This is a genomic window from Micromonospora sp. HB375, assembly GCF_017872985.1.
Lineage (GTDB): Bacteria > Actinomycetota > Actinomycetes > Mycobacteriales > Micromonosporaceae > Micromonospora > Micromonospora chalcea.
Genome location: NZ_JAGGJO010000001.1, coordinates 6,573,679 through 6,594,750, shown reverse-complemented (window position 1 = coordinate 6,594,750; position 21,072 = coordinate 6,573,679). Strand labels below are relative to the sequence as shown.

Here is a 21,072-nt window from a genome sequence, read left to right as displayed (position 1 = left end):
ATCACTTGTCGATGTCGCCGACCACGAAGAACATCGAGCCGAGAATGGCGATCAGGTCGGGCACCAGGCAGCCGGGCAGCAGCGACGACAGCGCCTGCACGTTCGCGTACGAGGCGGTGCGCAGCTTCATCCGCCACGGCGTCTTCTCGCCCCGGGACACCAGGTAGTAGCCGTTGATGCCGAGCGGGTTCTCGGTCCAGGCGTACGTGTGCCCCTCCGGCGCCTTCAGCACCTTCGGCAGCCGCGTGTTCACCGGCCCGCTGATCCGGTCCACCCGGTCCAGGCACTGCTCGGCGAGGTCGAGCGAGACGTACACCTGGTCGAGCAGCACCTCGAAGCGGGCGTGACAGTCCCCGGCGGTCTTCGTCACCACGGGCACGTCGAGCTGGTCGTAGGCCAGGTACGGCTCGTCGCGGCGCAGGTCGAGGTCGAGCCCGGAGGCGCGGGCGACCGGCCCGGACGCGCCGAACGCGGCGGCGTCGGCGGCGGAGAGCACGCCGACCCCGACGGTACGGGCCAGGAAGATGTCGTTACGCCGGATCAGGTTGTCCAGGTCGGGCATCCGGCGGCGTACCTCGGCGATGGCGGCGCGGGCGCGCCCGGTCCAGCCGGACGGCACCTCCTCCTTCAGGCCGCCGACCCGGTTGAACATGTAGTGGATCCGGCCGCCGGAGACCTCCTCCATCACGGCCTGGATGGTCTCCCGTTCCCGGAACGCGTAGAACATCGGCGTGATCGCGCCGATCTCCAGCGGGTACGAGCCGAGGAACATCAGGTGGTTGAGCACCCGGTTCAGCTCGGCCAGTGCCATCCGCAGCCAGGTGGCGCGTTCCGGCACCTCCATGCCCATCAGCCGCTCGACCGCGAGCACCACGCCCAGCTCGTTGGAGAACGCCGACAGCCAGTCGTGCCGGTTCGCCAGCACGATGATCTGCCGGTAGTCGCGTACCTCGAAGAGCTTCTCCGCTCCCCGGTGCATGTAGCCGACGATCGGTTCGGCGGCGACCACCCGCTCGCCGTCGAGCACCAGCTTCAGCCGCAGCACGCCGTGCGTCGAGGGGTGCTGCGGCCCGATGTTGAGCACCATGTCGGTGCCGAGCTGCTCACCGCCCGCGCCGGTGCCGACTGTGAGCTCGCGGAGGTCGGCGGCGTCCGTGGTCATGCCCGTCATCGTGCCACGACCGCGTCGAGCGCGACGCCGACCGGCTGCCGCAGCCACAGGTGCCCGCCGAGCCCGGCCGGGTCGGTCAGCTCGGTCGCCGCCGACGCCGCGGCGAGCGCCCGCAGGTAGCCGGCCGGGTCGCGGGAGGCCAGGCTCAGCGGCGGTCGCCCGCCGTCGGCCCCGAGCGCCCGCAACGCCTCCCGCTGAGAGACCAGGGAGTACGCGCACCGCGCGACCCGCTCACCGGCGGAGGCGACCGAGTCCATGGCGACGTGCGCCGTCACGTCGCACGACCCGTCCGGAACCGGCGGCACCTGCCGCCCACCCCGATACCCGGTCAACGTCCCGTCCAGGGGACGCGAGTCCCGCAGATGCCCGTAGTCCACCGCAAGCGCCAGCCCCCGCGCCACCTTTCCGACGGCCCCCGCCCAGGCCAGATCCCGCCCCACCCCGATCTCCGCCCGCCCACCGCTGCTGCCGCCCCCACCAACGGCGTTGATCAAGGAGTTTGTGTCCTGATCCGAGCTCTCCACGTCCGCAAACTCCTTGATCAACGGGGCGTTGCGCGGGAGGGCCGGGGGCCACCAGTGGGTCAGCCAGGTGGTTTCGGTGGGGGACGGGGGCGGGCCCAGCGTCTCCTCGCCGGTTCTCGGGTTCACCAGGAGGAGGCGCCAGCCTGCCTGGGTGTGGACCGCCACGTCCACCGGGACGTTGTCCAGCCATTCGGTGGCCAGGAGCAGGCCGGTGATGCCGTCGGGGATGTCGGTTCGCCAGTCGATCTCCGGAGGCAGGTCCGGCGGGCGGGTGGCTCGTTCCACTGCCACCGGGTGGATCCGGGCGGACAGCTCGGGTGCGGCCCGGGCCAGCAGGGCCCGGAGCAGTTCGCCCCGGCCCGCGCCCACGTCCACCACGTCCAGCCGGTCCGGGTGGCCCAGCGCCGCGTCCACCGCTTCGAGTTGCCGCAGCAGGCAGGCGGCGAAGACGGGTGAGGCGTGCACGCTCGTGCGGAAGTGCGCGGCTGGGCCGGCGCCGGAGACGAAGAACCCGTCCGGCCCGTACAACGCCTGCTCCATCGCGTCGCGCCAGCGCAGCGGGGTGGTCACCCGCCGACCCTACGGGACGTACCCGAAAGTGCGGTTTGCCCGCCACCGCAGCGGCCTCTTCGGGCGGCCGGTGAAGGTTTTCACACCTTCTTGTTTCCGGTCTGTCACCCGGGCGCATACTTGCCATCGACCGGTACCCCCTTCGAGGACTGGATCGCCGCCATGAGCGCACCGCTGCGCCACCGGGCCACCGCTGCCCCGCTCGTCTTCCCGCGTACCCTCGCCGTCGGCGTGCTCGGCGCCGGCCGGGTCGGCGCCACGCTGGGCGCGGCTCTCGCCGCCGCCGGCCACCGCGTGGTCGCCGCGTCCGGCGCCTCGGGCGCGACAGGGGCCCGGCTGGCGCTGCTGCTGCCCGAGACCCCGCACCGCTCCGCGTCCGAGGCGGCGCGTGCCGCCACCCACCTGCTGATCGTCGCCGTCCCCGACGACGCGCTCGCGGGCGTGATCGCCGACCTGGCCGCGAGCGGCGCGCTGCGCCCCGGCCAGGTGGTGGCGCACACGTCCGGCGCGCACGGGCTGGCCGTGCTGGCCCCGGCCGCCGAGGCCGGCGCCCGGCCGCTCGCGCTGCACCCGGCGATGACCTTCACCGGTACGCCGGACGACCTGTCCCGCCTGCCCGGCATCTCGTACGGCGTGACCGCCCCGGCCGAGCTGCGCGCGTTCGCGGCCCGGCTGGTGGCCGACCTGGGCGGTGTGCCGGAGTGGGTCGGCGAGACCGACCGGCCGCTCTACCACGCGGCGCTCGCGCACGGCGCGAACCACCTGGTGACGCTGGTCAACGAGGCGTCGGACCGGCTGCGTGACGCCGGCGTGGAGCGGCCGGAGAAAGTGCTCGCCCCGCTGCTGCGGGCCGCGCTGGAGAACGCGCTGCGGTTGGGCGACGACGCGCTGACCGGCCCGGTGTCGCGGGGCGACGCGGGCACCGTACGCCGGCATCTGGACCGGCTGGCGCGGACCGCGCCGGAATCCGTACCCGCGTATCTGGCGTTGGCACGACGGACGGCGGACCGCGCCGTCGCGGTCGGCCGCCTGCGCCCGGCGGACGCGGCCGCCCTCCGGGACGTGCTGGACGGAATCGAGGTGGCGGCCTGATGGCCGAGGTGCTGCACACGCGCAAGGAGCTGGCGGCCGCCCGCGAGGCGATGACCGGCACGGTCGGCGTGGTGATGACCATGGGCGCGCTGCACGCCGGGCACGAGATGCTGCTGCGGGCCGCCCGCGAGCGGGCCGACCACGTCATCGTGACGATCTTCGTGAACCCGCTGCAGTTCGGCCCGAACGAGGACTTCGACCGCTACCCGCGCACGCTCGACACGGACCTGGAGATCTGCCGCCGGGTGGGGGTGGACGCGGTGTTCGCGCCGCCGGTGGCCGAGATGTACCCGGAGGGGCAGCCGACGGTACGGCTGAACCCGGGGCCGCTCGGCGAGGACCTGGAGGGTCTGAGCCGTCCCGGCTTCTTCCACGGCGTGCTCACGGTGGTCATGAAGCTGCTCCAGCTCACGCAGCCCGACCTGGCCTTCTTCGGCGAGAAGGACTACCAGCAGCTCACCCTGGTGCGCCGGATGGTCCGCGACCTCGACGTGCCGACCGAGATCGTCGGCGTGCCGACCGTACGCGAGCCGGACGGCCTGGCCCTGTCCAGCCGCAACCGTTACCTGTCGGCGGCGGAGCGGGAGGCGGCGCTGAGCCTGTCCGTAGCGCTGCGGGCCGGGGCGGCGGCGGCCGAGCGGGGCGAGGACGCGGGCGCGGTGCTCGCGGCCGCCCACCGGGCCTTCGACAACCCGGCCGCCCGCCTCGACTACCTGGTGCTCACCGACACCGAGCTGGAGCCCGGCCCGGTCACCGGCCCGGCCCGGCTGCTGATCGCGGCCTGGGTCGGCGCCACCCGCCTGATCGACAACACGGCGATCCACCTCGCGCCGCGTCCCTGACCCCACCACGAATGCGGAAAGGCACCCCGATGTTCCGGACCATGCTCAAGTCGAAGATCCATCGCGCCACCGTGACCCAGGCCGACCTGCACTACGTCGGCTCGGTGACTGTGGACGAGGATCTGCTCGACGCGGCGGACCTGCTCCCCGGCGAGCAGGTGGCGATCGTGGACATCACGAACGGCGCGCGGCTGGAGACGTACGTGATCCCGGGGCGGCGGGGCAGCGGCGTGATCGGCATCAACGGCGCCGCCGCGCACCTGGTGCACCCCGGTGACCTGGTCATCCTCATCTCGTACGGGCAGATGGACGACGCCGAGGCCCGCACGTACCACCCGAAGGTGGTCCACGTCGACGCCGACAACAGGGTCGTGGACCTGACCGCCGACCCGGCCACGGCCGCCCCCGGCACCGCAGGCGCCCCCGTCCCCAACCCCCTCGCCGCCTCTCCCCGTTGATCTTGCAGTCGCGGCCCCTCCGCCACCCCTTTTGGGCGGTTTGTCGAGGCGGTTAGTGCAAGATCGACGGGGCGGAAGAGCGGGGAACGCGGTCTGTCACCGGAAGGTCATTTTCGGCTACCCTGGGCGGACCGTCGGGGATCGACGGTCGTCGGCTGGGGGAGGCCGCGATGCGCCGTGCGATGAGCTTCCTGGTCGCCGCGATGGTCGCGAGCGCCGCTCTGACCGGCTGCGCCGGCACCGGCGGCCTGGACGGCGACCTCGCCGACGACTGGCCTGCGATGGCCGCACCCGGGCCGTTCACCCCGGCCGCAGAGGTCTGCCAGGTCGCCGACTTCATCCCGAGCGTCGGCCTGTCCGCGTACGCGCCGGTCGGCTGCGAACTGCCGCACCGGGTGGAGACCGTGCACGTCGGGGCGTTCACCGCCGACCGGCCCGCCCCGCCGGCGCTCGCCTCACCGGAGATGCGTACCGCGTTCGCCGACTGCGACAAACGGGCCAGCGGGTACGTGGGTGACGACTGGCGCGCCGGACGCCTCCGGCTGGCGGTGGCGGTGCCGACCGCCCTCGGCTGGACGGCCGGCTCCCGCTGGTACCGGTGCGACCTGACCGAGCTGACCACGGTCGAGGCGGCGGCCACCGTGGTCACCCGTACCGGCAGCCTGCGCGACGCGCTCAAGCCGCCCTCCCCGCTGCGGCTGGGCTGCCAGCGCACCACCCGGGAGGCGGGCCGGGTGCAGCGGCTCACCCCGGTCGACTGCGCTGTCGCGCACGACGCCGAGTTCGTCGGCGTGTGGGCCGCGCCGGACCGCCCGTACCCGAAGAAGCCGGAGGACTGGGTTCCCCTCTACGACGGCTGCTTCGCCGTGATCGCCCGCTACACCGGGGTGCCCGCCGACGCGTTCCTGCGCTACCGCAGCGACGTGGTGGTCCGCCCGCCCGCCGCCGGTCGCTGGGCGGTCGGCGACCGGGGCGTGCGCTGCTACCTGTGGCTCAGCGACCGTACGGTGACCACCTCGCTCAAGGGCGCCGGACCGGCTGCCCTGCCGCGCCGGACGAGGTAGCCGAGGGCACTCGTCACGCCCCCCGCGCCCGAGCCGAGTTCGCTTCGGGTTGACTGTGCTCATGGACCTACCCACCGTCGACCTGCCGACGCTGCCCCGGCTGCTCGCCGCGCCCGCCCCCGGGTGGGTGGAGACGACAGACGTGATCGTGGTCGGCTCCGGCGTGGCCGGGCTGACCGCCGCGCTGCACCTGCGCGAGGCGGGTCTGCACGTCACTGTGGTCACCAAGGTCGACATGGACGAGGGTTCGACGCGCTGGGCGCAGGGCGGCATCGCCGCCGTACTGGACCCGGCGGACACGCCGGACGCGCACGCGTACGACACCGAGGTGGCCGGCGTCGGCCTCTGCGACCCGGCGGCGGTCCGCGCGCTCGTGGCCGAGGGCCCGACCCGGCTGCGCGAGCTGATGCGGATCGGGGCGGAGTTCGACCGCAACGCGGACGGGTCGCTGATGCTGACCCGGGAGGGCGGCCACCGCGCCGACCGGATCGTGCACGCCGGCGGTGACGCCACCGGCGCGGAGGTGCAGCGGGCGCTGCACGACGCGGTACGCCGCGACCCGTGGATCCGGCTGGTCGAGCACGCGCTGGTGCTGGACCTGCTGCGCGCCCCCGGCGACGGGCCGGGCGGGCTCGGCCCGGCCTGCGGCATCACGCTGCACGTGCTCGGCGAGGGCAGCGAGGACGGCGTCGGCGCGATCCTCGGCCGCGCGGTCGTGCTGGCCACCGGCGGGATGGGGCAGATCTTCGCCGCCACCACCAACCCGGCGGTCTCCACCGGCGACGGGGTGGCACTGGCGCTGCGCGCCGGCGCGGCCGTCACCGACGTGGAGTTCGTGCAGTTCCACCCGACCGCGCTGATCGTGCCGCCCGGCGGGCCGGGCGCGGGGCTGGCCCAGCAGCCGCTGGTCTCCGAGGCGCTGCGCGGCGAGGGCGCGCACCTGGTCGACGGCGACGGCAAGCGGTTCATGGTGGGCCAGCACGAACTGGCCGAGCTGGCGCCCCGGGACGTGGTCGCCAAGGGCATCCACCGGGTGCTGCTCGCGTCCGGCGCGGACCACGTGTTCCTGGACGCCCGGCACCTCGGCGGTGACTTCCTGGCCCGGCGGTTCCCCACCATCGTCGCGTCCTGCCTGGCCATCGGCGTGGACCCGGCGACCGACCTGATCCCGGTCGCGCCGGCCGCCCACTACGCCTCCGGCGGCGTCCGGACCGACCTGCGCGGCCGTACCTCAATCCCCGGCCTGTACGCCTGCGGCGAGGTCGCCTGCACCGGCGTGCACGGCGCGAACCGGCTGGCCAGCAACTCGCTGCTGGAAGGGCTGGTCTTCTCCCGCCGGATCGCCGAGGACATCGCCGCCGGGCTGCCCGAGCAGGCCCGCCCGGCGGAGACCGGCGCCTGGATCGGCGGCCCGGGCGCGCTGGTGCCGGCGTCCGGCACGGCGGAACTGCAACGGGCGATGACGCGGGGCGCGGGAGTGCTCCGGTCGGCGCGGACGCTGGAGGCCACCGCCGCCGCGCTCACCGGGCTGGGCGCGGGGCGGGGCGTGCCGCGTACCGCCGACTGGGAGGCGACGAACCTGCTCACCGTGGCGTCGACGCTGGTCGCGGCCGCGTACGCCCGGCAGGAGACGCGGGGCTGTCACTGGCGGGAGGACTTCCCGACGGCCGACGAGCGGTGGCTGGGCCACCTGGTGGCCGAGGTGGGTACGGACGGCCGGGTGGCCGAGCGCTGGGAGGAGAAGCACTCATGAGGGAGTCGACGGAGCAGGCGCTGCGCGACGGTGGCCTGGACCCGGAGCGGGTCCGGCGGATCATCCTGGACACGCTGCACGAGGACCTCGGACCCGACTTCCTCGACGTCACGAGCGTGGCCACCATCCCCGACGAGCAGCAGGACACGGCCGATCTGGTGGCGCGCGCCGACGGCGTGGTGGCCGGGCTGCCGGTGGCCGCCGCCGTGTTCGAGCTGGTCGCCGACGTGACCGGCGCCGGGCGTACGGTCGAGGTCGAGCTGGTGGCCCACGACGGGCAGCGGGTGGCGCGCGGCGACGTGCTGGCCACTGTGACCGGCCCGACCCGGCTGCTGCTGACCGCCGAGCGGACGGCGCTGAACCTGCTGTCCCGCATGTCCGGCGTGGCGACGCACACCCGGGCCTGGGCCGACGAGCTGGCCGGTACGAAGGCGACGGTGCTGGACACCCGCAAGACCACGCCGGGTCTGCGGGCGCTGGAGAAGTACGCGGTCCGGGCCGGTGGCGGCACCAACAAGCGGATGGGCCTGTACGACGTCGCCATGATCAAGGACAACCACAAGGTCGCCGCGGGCGGGATCAGCGCCGCGTTCCGCCGGGTCCGGGAGGCGTTCCCCGACGTCCCGGTGCAGGTCGAGGTGGACACGCCGGCCGAGGCGGTGGAGGCGGTGGAGGCGGGCGCGAAGTTCCTGCTGCTGGACAACATGACCCCGGCACAGCTGCGCGAGGTGGTGGCGTCGGTGGGCGACCGGGCGGAGCTGGAGGCCACCGGCGGGCTGACGCTGCCGATGGCCGCCGAGTACGGCGCGACCGGCGTCGACTTCCTCTCCGTCGGCGCGCTCACCCACTCCTCGCCGATCCTGGACATCGCCCTCGACCTGCGCGACGTCTAGGCTGCCGCTGTGCTGCTCTGCATCGACATCGGAAACACGAACACCGTGCTGGCGACCTTCGACGGCGACAAGCTGGTGCACTCGTGGCGCATCAAGACCGACGCCCGCTCCACCGCGGACGAACTGGGGCTGATGTTCCGCGGGCTGCTCGCCGGTGACGCTGTGGAGATCACCGGGGTGGCCGCCTGCTCGACAGTGCCGGCCGCGCTGCGCTCGTTGCGCACCATGCTCGACAGGTACTACGCCGACCTGCCCAGCGTGATCGTCGAGCCCGGCGTCCGCACCGGCGTCCAGCTCGCCATCGACAACCCGAAGGAGGTGGGCGCGGACCGCGTGGTGAACACGCTTGCCGCGTACACGCTCTACGGCGGGCCGTCGATCGTGGTGGACTTCGGCACCACCACCAACTTCGACGTGATCAGCAGCCGGGGGGAGTTCCTCGGCGGGGCGTTCGCGCCGGGCATCGAGATCTCCTTCGACGCGCTGGCCGCCCGCGCGGCGCAGTTGCGCAAGGTGGAGGCGACCCGCCCGCGCTCGGTGATCGGCAAGAACACCGTCGAGTGTCTCCAGGCCGGGCTCTACTTCGGCTTCGCCGGTCAGGTGGACCGCATCGTCGAGCGGATGTCCGAGGAGCTGGGCGGGGTCAAGGCGGTCATCGCCACCGGCGGCCTGGCGTCGCTGGTGCTCGGCGAGTGCCACACCATCACCCACCACGAGCCGATGATCACGCTGATCGGCCTGCGGATGGTCTACGACCGCAACACCTGAGGTGCAAGGAAGGGCCCCCTGTTAACGCCTCCGGTAGAGGAGGGGCCCCTTTTTAACGCCGCCGGGCCCGGAGCACCATCGTGCGGTAGGGCAGCTCGACCGTCGCCCGGCCGGCCAGGTCGGGGTGGGTGGCGAACAGCTCCGCCAGCTCCGCGTCCACCCGTCGCCGCTCGTCCGCGTCGGCGGTCAGCCAGAACGAGCGGGTGTGCAGCATGCTCACCACCTCGTCCGGCGTGAGCGTGGTCGCGTGGGCGAACTCGCCGATCTCGACAGCGGTGAAGGCGGCGCCGAAGTCCGCGTACCGCTGCGTCACGTCGCCCGCGTTGTCCCCGAGGTGCGCGATCCGGGTCAGCTCCGCCACCCACCCGACCCGCTCGTCCCGGATGTTCCAGACCGGCGCGAACGTGCCGCTCGGGCGCAGGACGCGCGCGGCCTCGGCGTGCGCCCGCTCCCTGTCGAACCAGTGGTAGGCCTGCCCGACCAGCACCGCGTCCGCCGACCCGTCCGGCAGCGGCACGGCCTCGGCGCTGCCCGCGAGCGCCGTCGTGCCCGGCGTGGCGGCGGCCAGTTGCGCCCGCATCCCCGGATCCGGCTCCACGGGTACGACTTGAGCCACCGTCCCGTCCGCGGTGAGCGCCAGCAGTCCCCGGGTGAGGATGCCGGTGCCCGCGCCGAGGTCGACCACCCGGGCGTCGTGCAGCCCGTCCAGTGCCCAGCGCAACGCGGCCCGGGGATAACGGGGACGGAACCGGTCGTACTCGGCCGCGGCGGCGCCGAACGAGAGCGCCGCAGTGGGGTCGGTCATGACGGGCAGGTTATCCCGTAACGGCCGCCAGGCCGCTTGAGTACGCTCATGTGCTGACCCCGCCGATGTTCCCAAGGCCTGAGGAAGCGTGCCGTGACCGAGCAGAACGCCCTGCCAGCAGACCCCGCCGACGACCTTCCCGAGCAGATGAAGGTCCGCCGGGAGAAGCGGGACCGGATGCTCGCCGAGGGCACCGAGCCGTACCCGGTGGGCTTCCCGCGCACCACGACGCTCGCGCAGCTGCGCGAGCGCTACGCCGACCTGCCCACCGACACCGCCACCGGCGACCGCGCCTCGGTCACCGGCCGGGTGATCTTCATTCGCAACACCGGCAAGCTCTGCTTCGCGACGCTTCGCGACGGCGACGGCACCGAACTCCAGGCGATGCTCTCGCTGGACCGGGTCGGGCCGGAGCGGCTGGCGGACTGGAAGCGCCTGGTCGACCTCGGCGACCACGTCGGCGTGACCGGCGAGGTGATCACCAGCCGGCGCGGCGAGCTGTCCGTGCTGGCCGAGGAATGGGCGGTCACCGCCAAGGCGCTGCGCCCGCTGCCGGTGGCGCACAAGCCGCTGAGCGAGGAGTCCCGGGTCCGCCAGCGCTACGTGGACCTGGTGGTCCGCCCGCAGGCCCGGCAGATGGTCCGCACCCGGGCCACCGCCGTCCGCAGCCTGCGGGACACGCTGCACGGGCAGGACTTCATCGAGGTCGAGACCCCGATGCTGCAACTGCTGCACGGTGGCGCGGCGGCCCGCCCATTCGTGACCCACAGCAATGCGCTCGACACGGATCTGTATCTGCGAATCGCGCCGGAACTGTTTCTCAAGCGCGCGGTGGTCGGTGGCGTCGACCGCGTCTTCGAGATCAACCGTAACTTCCGTAATGAGGGCATCGACTCTTCGCACTCGCCGGAGTTCGCGATGCTGGAGGCGTACCAGGCGTACGGCGACTACGACACGATGGCCGAGCTGACCCGAAATCTCGTACAGCAGGCCGCGATCGCGGTCGCCGGATCGACCGTGGTGACCCACGCCGACGGGCGTGAGTTCGATCTGGGTGGCGAGTGGCGCTCGGTGACACTGTTCGGTGTCCTTTCCGAAGCGCTCGGTGAGGAGGTCACCGTCCGCACCGAAAGGGCGCGGCTGGTCGAGTACGCGGACAAGGTCGGTCTCTCCGTCGACCCGAAGTGGGGACCGGGCAAGCTGGCCGAGGAGTTGTTCGAGGAACTCGTGGTGCCGTTGCTTCAGGCGCCCACGTTCGTCCGCGACTACCCGGAGGAGACCAGCCCGCTGACCCGGGCCCACCGCAGTGAGCCGGGCCTGGCCGAGAAGTGGGACCTGTACGTGCTGGGATTCGAGCTGGGTACCGCGTACTCGGAGCTGGTCGACCCGGTCGTGCAGCGGGATCGGCTGGTCGCCCAGGCGCAGCTCGCGGCGCGCGGCGACGACGAGGCGATGCGGCTGGACGAGGATTTTCTCCGAGCGATGGAGTATGGAATGCCGCCGTCCGGTGGCATGGGAATGGGAATCGACCGCCTGCTGATGGCGCTGACCGGGCTGGGAATTCGGGAAACGATCCTGTTCCCGTTGGTCCGGCCGGAGTAGGCGCTCCCGCAAAGCTTCTCCGGCTCGTTACCCCGTCCTATTGACGGAACAAGCGCCGGACGGGTTATTGTGCTCTTGCGAGTATTGCAGGAGCAGCACCCTGCTCGAAAGGAATGTGGGACGTGGCCAAGCAGATCATTCACAAGCTGGTCGATGACCTGGACGGCGGGGACGCTGACGAGACCGTCAAGTTCGCGCTCGACGGCGTGCAGTACGAGATCGACCTCTCCGCATCCAACGCGGAGAAATTGCGTGACGTATTCGCGCCGTACATCGCGAACGGAACGAAGGTCGGTCGCGGGGGTGTGGTCGTGGGTGGCCGGGCCGCTCGGGGCCGGGGCGGCGCGACCGCCGACCGCGAGCAGAACCGGGCCATCCGCGAGTGGGCCAAGAAGGCCGGCAAGGACATCTCCGACCGGGGCCGGATCCCGCAGGAGATCGTGGACGAGTACCACGCGAAGGCGGGGCACTGACCCCACCTTCGTCACGGGCGACGCGACGCCGGGCCGGAGTGCGACTCCGGCCCGGCGTCGCCGTTTCCGCCCCCGTTGTCACGCTCGCGGCCGGCGTCCCGCCGAGTGGCGGATGTCCGATCCGCCTGGCCGCGAGGCGGGGTGGGGTGGGAAGAAATCTCCCCCCGGGGAAGTTGTCCACAGGCGGTGGAGATTCCGTCCACAGGTTGTGGACAAGCGCGGCGGGTGTGTGACGCCGCCCAGGTCTGCTCGGCCGGCCCTCTGCCGCCGGTCGAATTTCGCTCTGCGCGTACAGGCAGGGGTCCCGGAACACCTCCTGAGCGTGGACGGTTGTCTGAAACGACGTCGGAACGAGCATTCGCGGGGCCACACGACCTCAGCGGAGACGGTCCGCGGCGATAGAGTAAGGAGGCACGGACGCCCGTCCCGGACGTCCGCGCACCGGCCCCGCCGAGATCTGACCATCAAGGCGCACGGCACGTGAGGAGCACGAGGGCATGTTCGAGCGGTTCACCGACCGAGCGCGACGGGTTGTCGTCCTGGCCCAGGAAGAGGCCCGGATGCTCAACCACAACTACATCGGTACGGAGCACATCCTGTTGGGCCTGATCCATGAGGGTGAGGGTGTCGCGGCGAAGGCTCTGGAGAGCCTCGGCATCTCCCTGGAGGGCGTGCGTCAGCAGGTCGAGGAGATCATCGGCCAGGGTCAGCAGGCGCCGAGCGGGCACATCCCGTTCACGCCGCGGGCGAAGAAGGTGCTGGAGCTGTCGCTGCGCGAGGCGCTGCAGCTGGGCCACAACTACATCGGCACGGAGCACATCCTGTTGGGCCTGATCCGTGAGGGTGAGGGCGTCGCCGCCCAGGTCCTGGTGAAGCTGGGCGCTGACCTGAACCGGGTGCGTCAGCAGGTGATCCAGCTGCTCTCCGGCTACCAGGGTAAGGAGCCGGCCGCCGCCGGTGCGGCGCCGGGTGAGGCCGCGCCGTCGACCAGTCTGGTGTTGGATCAGTTCGGCCGGAACCTGACCCAGGCTGCCCGGGAGGGCAAGCTCGACCCGGTGATCGGGCGGGAGAAGGAGATCGAGCGGGTCATGCAGGTGCTGTCCCGCCGCACGAAGAACAACCCGGTGCTGATCGGCGAGCCCGGCGTCGGCAAGACCGCCGTGGTGGAGGGCCTGTCGCAGAAGATCATCAAGGGTGAGGTGCCGGAGACGCTGAAGGACAAGCAGCTCTACACGCTCGACCTCGGTGCGCTGGTCGCCGGTTCCCGCTACCGCGGTGATTTCGAGGAGCGTCTGAAGAAGGTGCTCAAGGAGATCCGCACCCGCGGCGACATCATCCTGTTCATCGACGAGATCCACACGCTCGTCGGTGCGGGCGCGGCCGAGGGCGCGATCGACGCCGCCAGCATTTTGAAGCCGATGCTGGCCCGTGGTGAGCTGCAGACCATCGGCGCCACCACGCTCGACGAGTACCGCAAGCATTTGGAGAAGGACGCCGCTCTGGAGCGTCGTTTCCAGCCGATCCAGGTGGGTGAGCCGTCGCTGGCGCACACCATCGAGATTTTGAAGGGTCTGCGGGACCGGTACGAGGCGCACCACCGCGTCTCCATCACCGACGCCGCCCTGGTCGCCGCCGCGACGCTGGCCGACCGGTACATCTCCGACCGGTTCCTGCCGGACAAGGCGATCGACCTGATCGACGAGGCGGGCGCTCGGATGCGGATCCGCCGGATGACCGCGCCGCCGGACCTGCGCGACTTCGACGAGCGGATCGCGCAGGTGCGCCGCGACAAGGAGTCCGCGATCGACGCGCAGGACTTCGAGCGGGCCGCGCAGCTGCGGGACACCGAGAAGCAGCTGCTCGGGCAGAAGGCGCAGCGGGAGAAGGAGTGGAAGGCCGGTGACCTGGACGTCGTCAGTGAGGTCGACGACGAGCAGATCGCCGAGGTCCTCGGCAACTGGACCGGCATCCCGGTCTACAAGCTGACCGAGGAGGAGACCTCCCGGCTGCTGCGCATGGAAGACGAGCTGCACAAGCGCGTCATCGGCCAGGAAGACGCGGTCAAGGCCGTCTCCAAGGCGATCCGGCGTACCCGGGCCGGCCTGAAGGACCCGAAGCGCCCGTCCGGGTCGTTCATCTTCGCCGGCCCGTCCGGCGTCGGTAAGACCGAACTGTCCAAGGCGCTCGCCGAGTTCCTGTTCGGCAGCGAGGACGCCCTCATCCAGCTCGACATGTCGGAGTTCCACGACCGGTACACGGTGTCCCGCCTCGTCGGTGCCCCTCCCGGCTACGTCGGCTACGACGAGGGCGGGCAGCTGACCGAGAAGGTGCGCCGCCGGCCGTTCTCGGTGGTCCTCTTCGACGAGATCGAGAAGGCCCACCCGGACGTGTTCAACACGCTCCTGCAGATCCTGGAGGACGGGCGCCTCACCGACGGCCAGGGCCGGATCGTGGACTTCAAGAACACGGTCATCATCCTGACCACCAACCTCGGCACCCGCGACGTCGCCAAGGCGGTGTCGCTGGGCTTCCAGGCGTCTGAGGACTCCGAGTCGAACTACGACCGGATGAAGCAGAAGGTCAACGACGAACTCAAGCAGCACTTCCGGCCCGAGTTCCTCAACCGCATCGACGACACCATCGTCTTCCACCAGCTGCGCGAGACCGAGATCCTCTCGATCGTCGACATCATGATCCAGCGCATCGAAACCCAGCTGCGCAACAAGGACATGGGCCTGGAACTGACCGACAACGCCAAGAAGTACCTCGCGAAGAAGGGCTTCGACCCGGTGCTGGGCGCGCGGCCGCTGCGCCGCACGATCCAGCGCGACATCGAGGACAACCTGTCCGAGCGGATCCTGTTCAACGAGCTGACCCCGGGTCAGATCGTGGTCGTGGACTGCGAGGGCGACCCGGAGAACATCGACAAGTCCAAGCTTGTCTTCCGGGGCGCGGACCGGCCGGACGCCGTGCCGGACGCGGTCCCGGCGGACCTCGGCGGCACCGCCGCCACCGGCGCGGACGACGCCGCGTAGGCAAGAACAGTTCGAGGGCGACGGCCCCGGTAGGCGAAAGCCACCGGGGCCGTCGCCTTTCCGTGCCTACCCACCACGCCCTCCTCGCCCCAGCCCCGCCGTGGTCGATCATGAGGTTGACCGCACTTGGTGCCCGATTTGTCGCCGCTAACTTCATGATCAACGGGGCGAGCCGAGGGCGAGTCGAGGGCGAGTCGAGGGCGGGCGGAGGCGGGGTCGGGGTGGGAGGGGTGGGGTGGGGGCGGTCAGGGGAGGGGGACGGCGGGGCCGTCGCCGGCCAGGCGGAACGACTCCTCGCCCACCGGTTCCACCAGGCCGTCCGTGACCAGGCCGGCCAGCGCTCGCGCCCGCTGCACGTCGTCGTGCCAGACCTGGTCCAGCCGCTGATGCGGCACCGGCCCGGTGGACTCCCGCAGCACGGCGAGCAGCAGCCCGCGTACCTGCCGGTCGGTGCCGGCGTAGCGCTGCGGGCGGCGCGTCGGTCCCGTGGGGGCCGCCTGGCCGGACGCCCGCCAGGCGCAGCTCGACTCGACGGGGCAGATCGCGCAGCGCGGGGCGCGGGCGGTGCAGACGACCGCCCCGAGTTCCATGAACGCGGCGCTCGCCAGCGCGGCGGCGGCCGGCTCGATCGGCAGCAGTTCCTCGGTCGCGACCAGGTCGGCCGGGCGGGTCGTCGGACCGGCGTCGGGTTCACCGGCGATCGCCCGGCACACCACCCGCCGGACATTCGTGTCCACCACGGGGTGCCGCTGCCCGTACGCGAAAGCGGCGACCGCGCGAGCCGTGTACGTGCCGACGCCGGGCAGCGCCAGCAGATGATCGAGCCGGTCGGGTACCACGCCGCCGTGCCGCTCCACGACGGCCACCGCGCATTCGCGCAGGCGTACCGCCCGGCGGGGGTAGCCGAGCCGTCCCCACATCCGGATCGCCTCGGCCGGGGTGTCCTCGGCGAGCGCGCGCGGATCCGGCCAGCGGGCCAGCCACGCCTCCCAGGCGGGCACCACCCGGACCACCGGCGTCTGCTGGAGCATGACCTCGCTGACCAGGATCGCCCAGGCGCCGATGCCCGGCTTGCGCCAGGGCAGGTCGCGGGCGTTGCGCTCGTACCACCGGCTGACCTGGGTGGCGAATGTGGGCTCGGACATCGCGCCGCCGATCATGTCACGGCTGTCTTTCCCGCAGGTTGGGCGGGGCGGGTGGCCGGGCGCGATCGATCATGGGCGACGGGGCAGAATGTCCGAATGAACGAGCTCGCGATCACCGTCATCGGCCGGGACCGGCCGGGCATCGTGGCCGACGTCGCGGAGGTCCTCGCCCGGCTCGGCGCGAACCTCACCGACTCGACTATGACCCGGCTGCGTGGACACTTCGCGATGACCCTGATCTGCGTGGGCCCGGCCGCCGCCGACGTCGAGGCCGCGCTGGCCCCGCTCGCCGCCGACGGACATCTGCTGGCCACCGTACGCGCGGTCACGCCGGACGGCGGCAGTGAGCCCACCGGGGAGCCGTACGTGCTGGCGGTGCACGGCGCCGACCGGATGGGCATCGTGGCGGCGATGACCCGGGTACTTTTCGACGCGGGCGGGAACGTGACCGACCTGAGCACGCGGTTGACCGGTTCGCTCTACGTGGTGGTCGCCGAGGTCGAGCTGCCGCCGGGCGTCTCCGACGAGGTGGCCGGCCGGCTCACCCGCGTCGCGGCGGAGCTGGGTGTCGGGGTCAGCCTCCGCCCGGCGGACACGGATCTGCTGTGACCGGGCCGGAGTACGCGGGCCTGGGCGGCTGGACCCCGGAGAAGCTCGGCGTCCCCGGCGAGGTACGTCCGGTGGTCACCGCCCCGGAGCCGGTGCTGAGCCAACCCGGCCCGGAGGTCGACCCGACGTCTGCCGAGGTGGTACGCCTCGCCGCCGACCTGGTGGCCACGATGCGGGTCTCGCCCGGCTGTGTGGGTCTGGCGGCGCCGCAGGTGGGGGTGAGCGCGCAGGTGTTCGCGGTGGACGTCACCGGGCACCCGAAGGCGGTCACCGTGCACGGCACGTTCGTGCTCTGCAACGCGCGGGTGGTGGAGGCGAGCCGGTGGAAGGCCGGCCGGGAGGGCTGCATGTCGGTGCCGGACCTGACCGGCGACGTGAAGCGGGCCAGCCGGCTGGTGGTCGAGGGCGTGCTGCCGGGCACCGGGGAGCCGGTCCGGCTGGTGACCGACGGTTTCGAGGCGCGCGCGCTCCAGCACGAGATCGACCACTGTGCCGGGTTGCTCTTCCTCGACCGGGTGGCCGGCGCGCACGCGATCTACCAGCGCAAGGTCTACCTCTGACGGTGGTGGCGGCTATCCGGTGTGGACGGAGGCGGGTTCCCGGCGCGTCGGACCGGCGAGCCGTGCGCCGCGCGGCTACGGTAGGCGCATCATGCGTCTGACGGTCGGCCCCCTGCCCCCTGCCGTGTACTGGCGGCGTCGTGCCGTCGTGCTCGGAGCGGGCCTGCTCTTCCTGATTGTCCTGCTCTACTCGTGCACCGGCACGGACCGCAACACCGGCGCGCCGGGCACGGACCCGTCGCCGACCGGTTCCGCCGGGGCTGAGCCGGCCCCGTCCGGCTCGGTGCTGACCCCGCAGTCGGGCAGCCCGTCACCGACGGCCGGTGACGCGGGCGGCGGCAGCACCGGCGGCGGTACGGGCGACGGTGGCGGCAACACCGGCGGCGGCGCGAACAACGGCGGCGGCACCGGTAACGGCGGCGCGAACGGGCAGCCGGTCTCGGACGACGGCAACTGCACCGACTCGGAGCTGCTGGTGACGCCGGTCGCGGTGCCGGCCACCGCCCAGCGGGGCACTGTGGTCACGCTGCGCCTCAAGGTCAAGAACGTGTCGAACCGGACGTGCAGCCGGGACGTGGGCGCCGATCTGCAGGAGCTGTACATCAAGGCGGGCGCGGAGAAGATCTGGTCCTCGGACACGTGCGGCACCGGCAAGGGCTCGGATCCGCAGTCGTTCACGCCGAACTTCGAGCGCTCCTACGAGCTGGGCTGGAACGGCCGGGTGGACAACCGGTGCGCCAACGGGCTCGCGAACGGTGAGTTCGCGGCGATCGGCGCGTACCAGGTGTTCGCCCGCGTCGGCACCAAGATCAGCGAGCCGGTGAAGCTGACCATCACCGGCTGAGCGGTCGGTCAGACGTACCGTTCGAGGATGGATGCCTCGGCGAGCCGGGACAGGCCCTCGCGGACCCCACGGGCGCGGGCGTCGCCCACGCCCTCGACCGCCTGGAGGTCTTCCACTGTCGCGCCGAGCAGCCGCTGGAGGCTGCCGAAGTGCACCACCAGCCGGTCGACCACGGCGACCGGCAGCCGGGGCACCTTGGCGAGCAGGCGGAACCCGCGCGGGCTGACCGCCGCGTCGAGCGCGTCGGAGGCGGACGGGTAGCCGATCGCCTTGGCGACAGCCACGAGATCGATCAGCTCGGTGGCGCTGAGCAGGTCGAGTTCGACGAGCGCCTCGTCCAGGGTGCGCGACTTGCGGCCGACCGGCAGGTAGTCGCGGATGACCAGGGTGCGGTCGGCGTCCACGCCGGCCATCAGCTCGTCGAGCTGAAGGGCCAGCAGACGGCCGTCGGTGCCCAGCTCCACCACGTAACCGGCGATCTCGTCGGCGATGCGGCGGACCATCTCCAGCCGCTGCACCACAGCCACCGCGTCGCGGACGGTGACCAGATCCTCGATCTCCAGCGCGGAGAGCGTGCCGGAGACCTCGTCCAGCCGCAGCTTGTAGCGCTCCAGCGTGGCCAGCGCCTGGTTGGCGCGGGACAGGATGGCCGCCGAGTCGTCCAGCACGTGCCGCTGGCCGTTGACGTAGAGGCTGATGATCCGCATCGACTGGCTGACCGAGATGACCGGGTAGCCGGTCTGCCGGGCCACCCGCTCGGCGGTGCGGTGCCGGGTGCCGGACTCCTCGGTCGGGATCGACGGGTCGGGCATCAGGTGCACGCCGGCCTGCACGATCCGGGTGCCGTCGCTGGAGAGGACGACAGCGCCGTCCATCTTGCACAACTCCCGGACCCGGGTGGCGGAGAACTCCACGTCCATCGGGAAGCCGCCGGTGCAGATCTGCTCGACCACCTTGTCGTAGCCGAGCACGATCAGCGCGCCGGTGCGGCCGCGCAGGATCCGCTCCAGGCCGTCCCGCAGGGCGGTGCCGGGAGCCATCAGGGCGAGGTTGGCGCGCAGCGGGTCGCCACCGGCCCCGCCGCCGACGCTTCCGTTGACGCTCACGCTGATGGCACGAGCGGGGTTGCCGCTCACGGCGCCGGTACGGGCGTGCGGCGTCGCCGTTGCGGGCTTGGTGGCATCGCGGTCGATCGGCACGGGCACAGTCTACGGACTGCCGTGCGGTGGGTGCTCTCGTGGTTACTGTGATGTGTCACGATGCCCGGCTCGGGCGGCTCTTCACGGGCTGCGCCGCGTGTCCGGGAACGCCCGGCGGATCCCACCGTGTCACTCCGCCGATGCGCGGGCGGCGGTCTGGAGGGCGGCCCGCACGTCAGTGACCTCGATCACGCGCATGTTCTCCGGCCCGGCGCCGCTGCTCTCCGGCCCGCACCCGGGCGGCACGAGGGCCAGCCGGAAGCCCAGCCGGGCCGCCTCGGACAGCCGGCGGGGCACCGCGCCGACCCGGCGTACCTCGCCGGTGAGCCCGACCTCGCCGATGGCCACCAGATGCGGGTTGAGCGCCAGGTTGAGCCCGCCGGAGGCGACCGCGAGCGCCACCGCCAGGTCGGCCGCCGGCTCGACCACCCGGATGCCGCCGACAGTGGCGGCGAAGACCTCCCGGTCGTGCAGCGTGAGCCGCTCGGTCCGGCGCTGGAGCACCGCGAGAACCATGGCGAGCCGGGCGCTGTCGAGGCCGGAGACGGTACGCCGGGGCGAACCGGCGACGGTGGCCCCGATCAGCGCCTGCACCTCCGTCACCAGCGCCCGGCGCCCCTCCATCGCCACCGTCACGCAGGTGCCCGGCACCGGCTCGGAGTAGCGGGTCAGGAACAGGCCGGACGGGTCGGCCAGGCTGCTGATGCCGCCCTCGTGCATCTCGAAGCAGCCCACCTCGTCGGCCGCGCCGAAGCGGTTCTTCACGCCGCGCACCATGCGCAGCGAGGAGTGCTTGTCGCCCTCGAAGTGCAGCACCACGTCGACCAGGTGTTCCAGCACCCGGGGGCCGGCCACCTGGCCGTCCTTGGTGACGTGGCCGACCAGCACGGTGGCGATGCCGCGCTCCTTGGCGACCGCGACCAGGGCGGCGGTGACCGCGCGGACCTGGGTGACGCCGCCGGGCACGCCCTCGGTGCCGGTGGTGGAGATGGTCTGCACCGAGTCGAGCACCAGCAGGCCGGGCTTGACCGCGTCGAGGTGGCCGAGCACCGCCGACAGGTCGCTCTCGGCGGCCAGGTAGAGCTGGTCGTGCAGGGTGCCCATCCGCTCGGCGCGCAGCCGCACCTGGCTGACCGACTCCTCGCCGCTGACCACCAGCGACGGGCTGCCGGCCCCGGCGGCCCACTGCTGGGCCACGTCGAGCAGCAGCGTCGACTTGCCCACGCCCGGCTCACCGGCGAGCAGCACCACCGCGCCGGGAACGAGGCCGCCGCCGAGCACCCGGTCGAGCTCGCTGACGCCGGTGGCCCGGGCGCGGGCGGGCGCGGCGCTGATGGTGGCGATCGGCCGGGCCGGCTCGGCCGGCATCCGCGAGCTGACCACCCGGCCGGAGACCAGCGGGCCGGTGATCGTGGACTCGACCACCGAGCCCCACTCGCCGCACTCGGGGCACCGGCCCACCCACTTCGGGGGCTGGTGACCGCAGGCGTCGCACTCGTAGGCCGGACGGGGCTCGCGAGCGGCGCGACCGCGGCCGGCGCCGGCACGGGAGGGGGTCGATCGGGGCGTGGTCACCACAGGACGCTAACCGTCCCGTACGACGAAAGCCCACCGGAAACGGCGACACCGCCGGCGTGGCGCTGGCCACGGCGGCGGTGCCGACGG

Annotated in this window: 19 protein-coding genes; 13 read left to right on the top strand and 6 right to left on the bottom strand. The window is 72.5% G+C overall.

All coding sequences use genetic code 11. The features are described 5' to 3' along the window. Position 1: 1 nt before the first annotated feature. On the bottom strand, positions 2 to 1,171 hold the full coding sequence (locus tag J3R08_RS29410) for an NADH-quinone oxidoreductase subunit D (protein WP_176722867.1): 1,170 nt from the start codon (positions 1,169 to 1,171) through the stop codon (positions 2 to 4). Then, on the bottom strand, positions 1,168 to 2,235 hold the full coding sequence (locus tag J3R08_RS29405; RefSeq protein WP_209964491.1) for an SAM-dependent methyltransferase: 1,068 nt from the start codon (positions 2,233 to 2,235) through the stop codon (positions 1,168 to 1,170). Before J3R08_RS29405 ends, J3R08_RS29410 begins: the two co-directional genes overlap by 4 nt. 192 nt (positions 2,236 to 2,427) lie before the next feature. Between J3R08_RS29405 and J3R08_RS29400 the strand changes: the two genes are divergently transcribed. The 7 genes from J3R08_RS29400 (at position 2,428) to J3R08_RS29370 (ending at position 9,135) form a co-directional block, all read left to right on the top strand. Continuing rightward, positions 2,428 to 3,357 (top strand): Rossmann-like and DUF2520 domain-containing protein, encoded by a 930-nt coding sequence (locus J3R08_RS29400; protein ID WP_140946557.1) that lies wholly within the window; start codon positions 2,428 to 2,430, stop codon positions 3,355 to 3,357. Further along, positions 3,357 to 4,199: a pantoate--beta-alanine ligase gene (gene panC / locus J3R08_RS29395; protein ID WP_043327909.1), complete on the top strand. Its 843-nt coding sequence runs from the start codon at positions 3,357 to 3,359 to the stop codon at positions 4,197 to 4,199. Before J3R08_RS29400 ends, panC begins: the two co-directional genes overlap by 1 nt. A gap of 29 nt (positions 4,200 to 4,228) precedes the next feature. Beyond that, positions 4,229 to 4,657 carry an aspartate 1-decarboxylase gene (gene panD / locus J3R08_RS29390; protein WP_043327910.1) on the top strand — a complete coding sequence of 143 codons (429 nt, stop codon included), beginning with the start codon at positions 4,229 to 4,231 and terminating at the stop codon, positions 4,655 to 4,657. Positions 4,658 to 4,827: 170 nt separating this feature from the next. Then, positions 4,828 to 5,721 carry a septum formation family protein gene (locus J3R08_RS29385; RefSeq protein WP_043327911.1) on the top strand — a complete coding sequence of 298 codons (894 nt, stop codon included), beginning with the start codon at positions 4,828 to 4,830 and terminating at the stop codon, positions 5,719 to 5,721. A gap of 61 nt (positions 5,722 to 5,782) precedes the next feature. Beyond that, entirely contained in the window at positions 5,783 to 7,474 is a 1,692-nt protein-coding gene (locus J3R08_RS29380; RefSeq protein WP_043327912.1) for an L-aspartate oxidase, read from the top strand. Then, positions 7,471 to 8,367, top strand: coding sequence for a carboxylating nicotinate-nucleotide diphosphorylase (gene nadC / locus J3R08_RS29375; protein WP_043327913.1), 897 nt, complete (start codon positions 7,471 to 7,473; stop codon positions 8,365 to 8,367). Before J3R08_RS29380 ends, nadC begins: the two co-directional genes overlap by 4 nt. 9 nt (positions 8,368 to 8,376) lie before the next feature. Next, positions 8,377 to 9,135 carry a type III pantothenate kinase gene (locus J3R08_RS29370; protein WP_030504826.1) on the top strand — a complete coding sequence of 253 codons (759 nt, stop codon included), beginning with the start codon at positions 8,377 to 8,379 and terminating at the stop codon, positions 9,133 to 9,135. Positions 9,136 to 9,187: 52 nt separating this feature from the next. Here J3R08_RS29370 and J3R08_RS29365 read toward each other — a convergent pair whose 3' ends face one another. Beyond that, positions 9,188 to 9,940 carry a class I SAM-dependent methyltransferase gene (locus tag J3R08_RS29365; protein ID WP_209963554.1) on the bottom strand — a complete coding sequence of 251 codons (753 nt, stop codon included), beginning with the start codon at positions 9,938 to 9,940 and terminating at the stop codon, positions 9,188 to 9,190. A 93-nt stretch (positions 9,941 to 10,033) separates the two neighbouring features. Between J3R08_RS29365 and lysS the strand changes: the two genes are divergently transcribed. The 3 genes from lysS (at position 10,034) to J3R08_RS29350 (ending at position 15,050) form a co-directional block, all read left to right on the top strand. Next, positions 10,034 to 11,542: a lysine--tRNA ligase gene (gene lysS, locus J3R08_RS29360; RefSeq protein ID WP_209963549.1), complete on the top strand. Its 1,509-nt coding sequence runs from the start codon at positions 10,034 to 10,036 to the stop codon at positions 11,540 to 11,542. Positions 11,543 to 11,664: 122 nt separating this feature from the next. Further along, the gene (locus tag J3R08_RS29355; protein WP_166457523.1) at positions 11,665 to 12,015 is read left to right on the top strand and encodes an Lsr2 family protein; all 351 of its coding nucleotides are present in this window, start codon (positions 11,665 to 11,667) and stop codon (positions 12,013 to 12,015) included. Positions 12,016 to 12,512: 497 nt separating this feature from the next. Then, a complete protein-coding gene (locus tag J3R08_RS29350) occupies positions 12,513 to 15,050 on the top strand; it encodes an ATP-dependent Clp protease ATP-binding subunit (protein WP_064446770.1) in 2,538 nt (845 codons plus the stop codon). Positions 15,051 to 15,295: 245 nt separating this feature from the next. Here J3R08_RS29350 and J3R08_RS29345 read toward each other — a convergent pair whose 3' ends face one another. After that, positions 15,296 to 16,195, bottom strand: a complete 900-nt coding sequence (locus tag J3R08_RS29345) for an A/G-specific adenine glycosylase (RefSeq protein WP_064446859.1) — start codon at positions 16,193 to 16,195, stop codon at positions 15,296 to 15,298. Positions 16,196 to 16,291: 96 nt separating this feature from the next. On the opposite strand from J3R08_RS29345, the gene J3R08_RS29340 reads away from it, so the two are divergent. The 3 genes from J3R08_RS29340 (at position 16,292) to J3R08_RS29330 (ending at position 18,208) form a co-directional block, all read left to right on the top strand. Next, positions 16,292 to 16,804, top strand: coding sequence for a glycine cleavage system protein R (locus J3R08_RS29340; protein ID WP_209963533.1), 513 nt, complete (start codon positions 16,292 to 16,294; stop codon positions 16,802 to 16,804). Continuing rightward, positions 16,801 to 17,364: a peptide deformylase gene (locus J3R08_RS29335; RefSeq protein WP_043327917.1), complete on the top strand. Its 564-nt coding sequence runs from the start codon at positions 16,801 to 16,803 to the stop codon at positions 17,362 to 17,364. Before J3R08_RS29340 ends, J3R08_RS29335 begins: the two co-directional genes overlap by 4 nt. Positions 17,365 to 17,455: 91 nt before the next feature. Beyond that, positions 17,456 to 18,208 carry a hypothetical protein gene (locus J3R08_RS29330; RefSeq protein ID WP_064446769.1) on the top strand — a complete coding sequence of 251 codons (753 nt, stop codon included), beginning with the start codon at positions 17,456 to 17,458 and terminating at the stop codon, positions 18,206 to 18,208. 8 nt (positions 18,209 to 18,216) lie between these two features. Here the strand turns inward: J3R08_RS29330 and disA are convergent, their stop codons facing one another. Continuing rightward, positions 18,217 to 19,407 carry a DNA integrity scanning diadenylate cyclase DisA gene (gene disA, locus J3R08_RS29325; protein WP_030502855.1) on the bottom strand — a complete coding sequence of 397 codons (1,191 nt, stop codon included), beginning with the start codon at positions 19,405 to 19,407 and terminating at the stop codon, positions 18,217 to 18,219. A gap of 129 nt (positions 19,408 to 19,536) precedes the next feature. Then, complete coding sequence (gene radA / locus J3R08_RS29320; protein ID WP_069089200.1) at positions 19,537 to 20,982, bottom strand: DNA repair protein RadA; 1,446 nt, start codon at positions 20,980 to 20,982, stop codon at positions 19,537 to 19,539. Positions 20,983 to 21,072 lie beyond the last annotated feature (90 nt).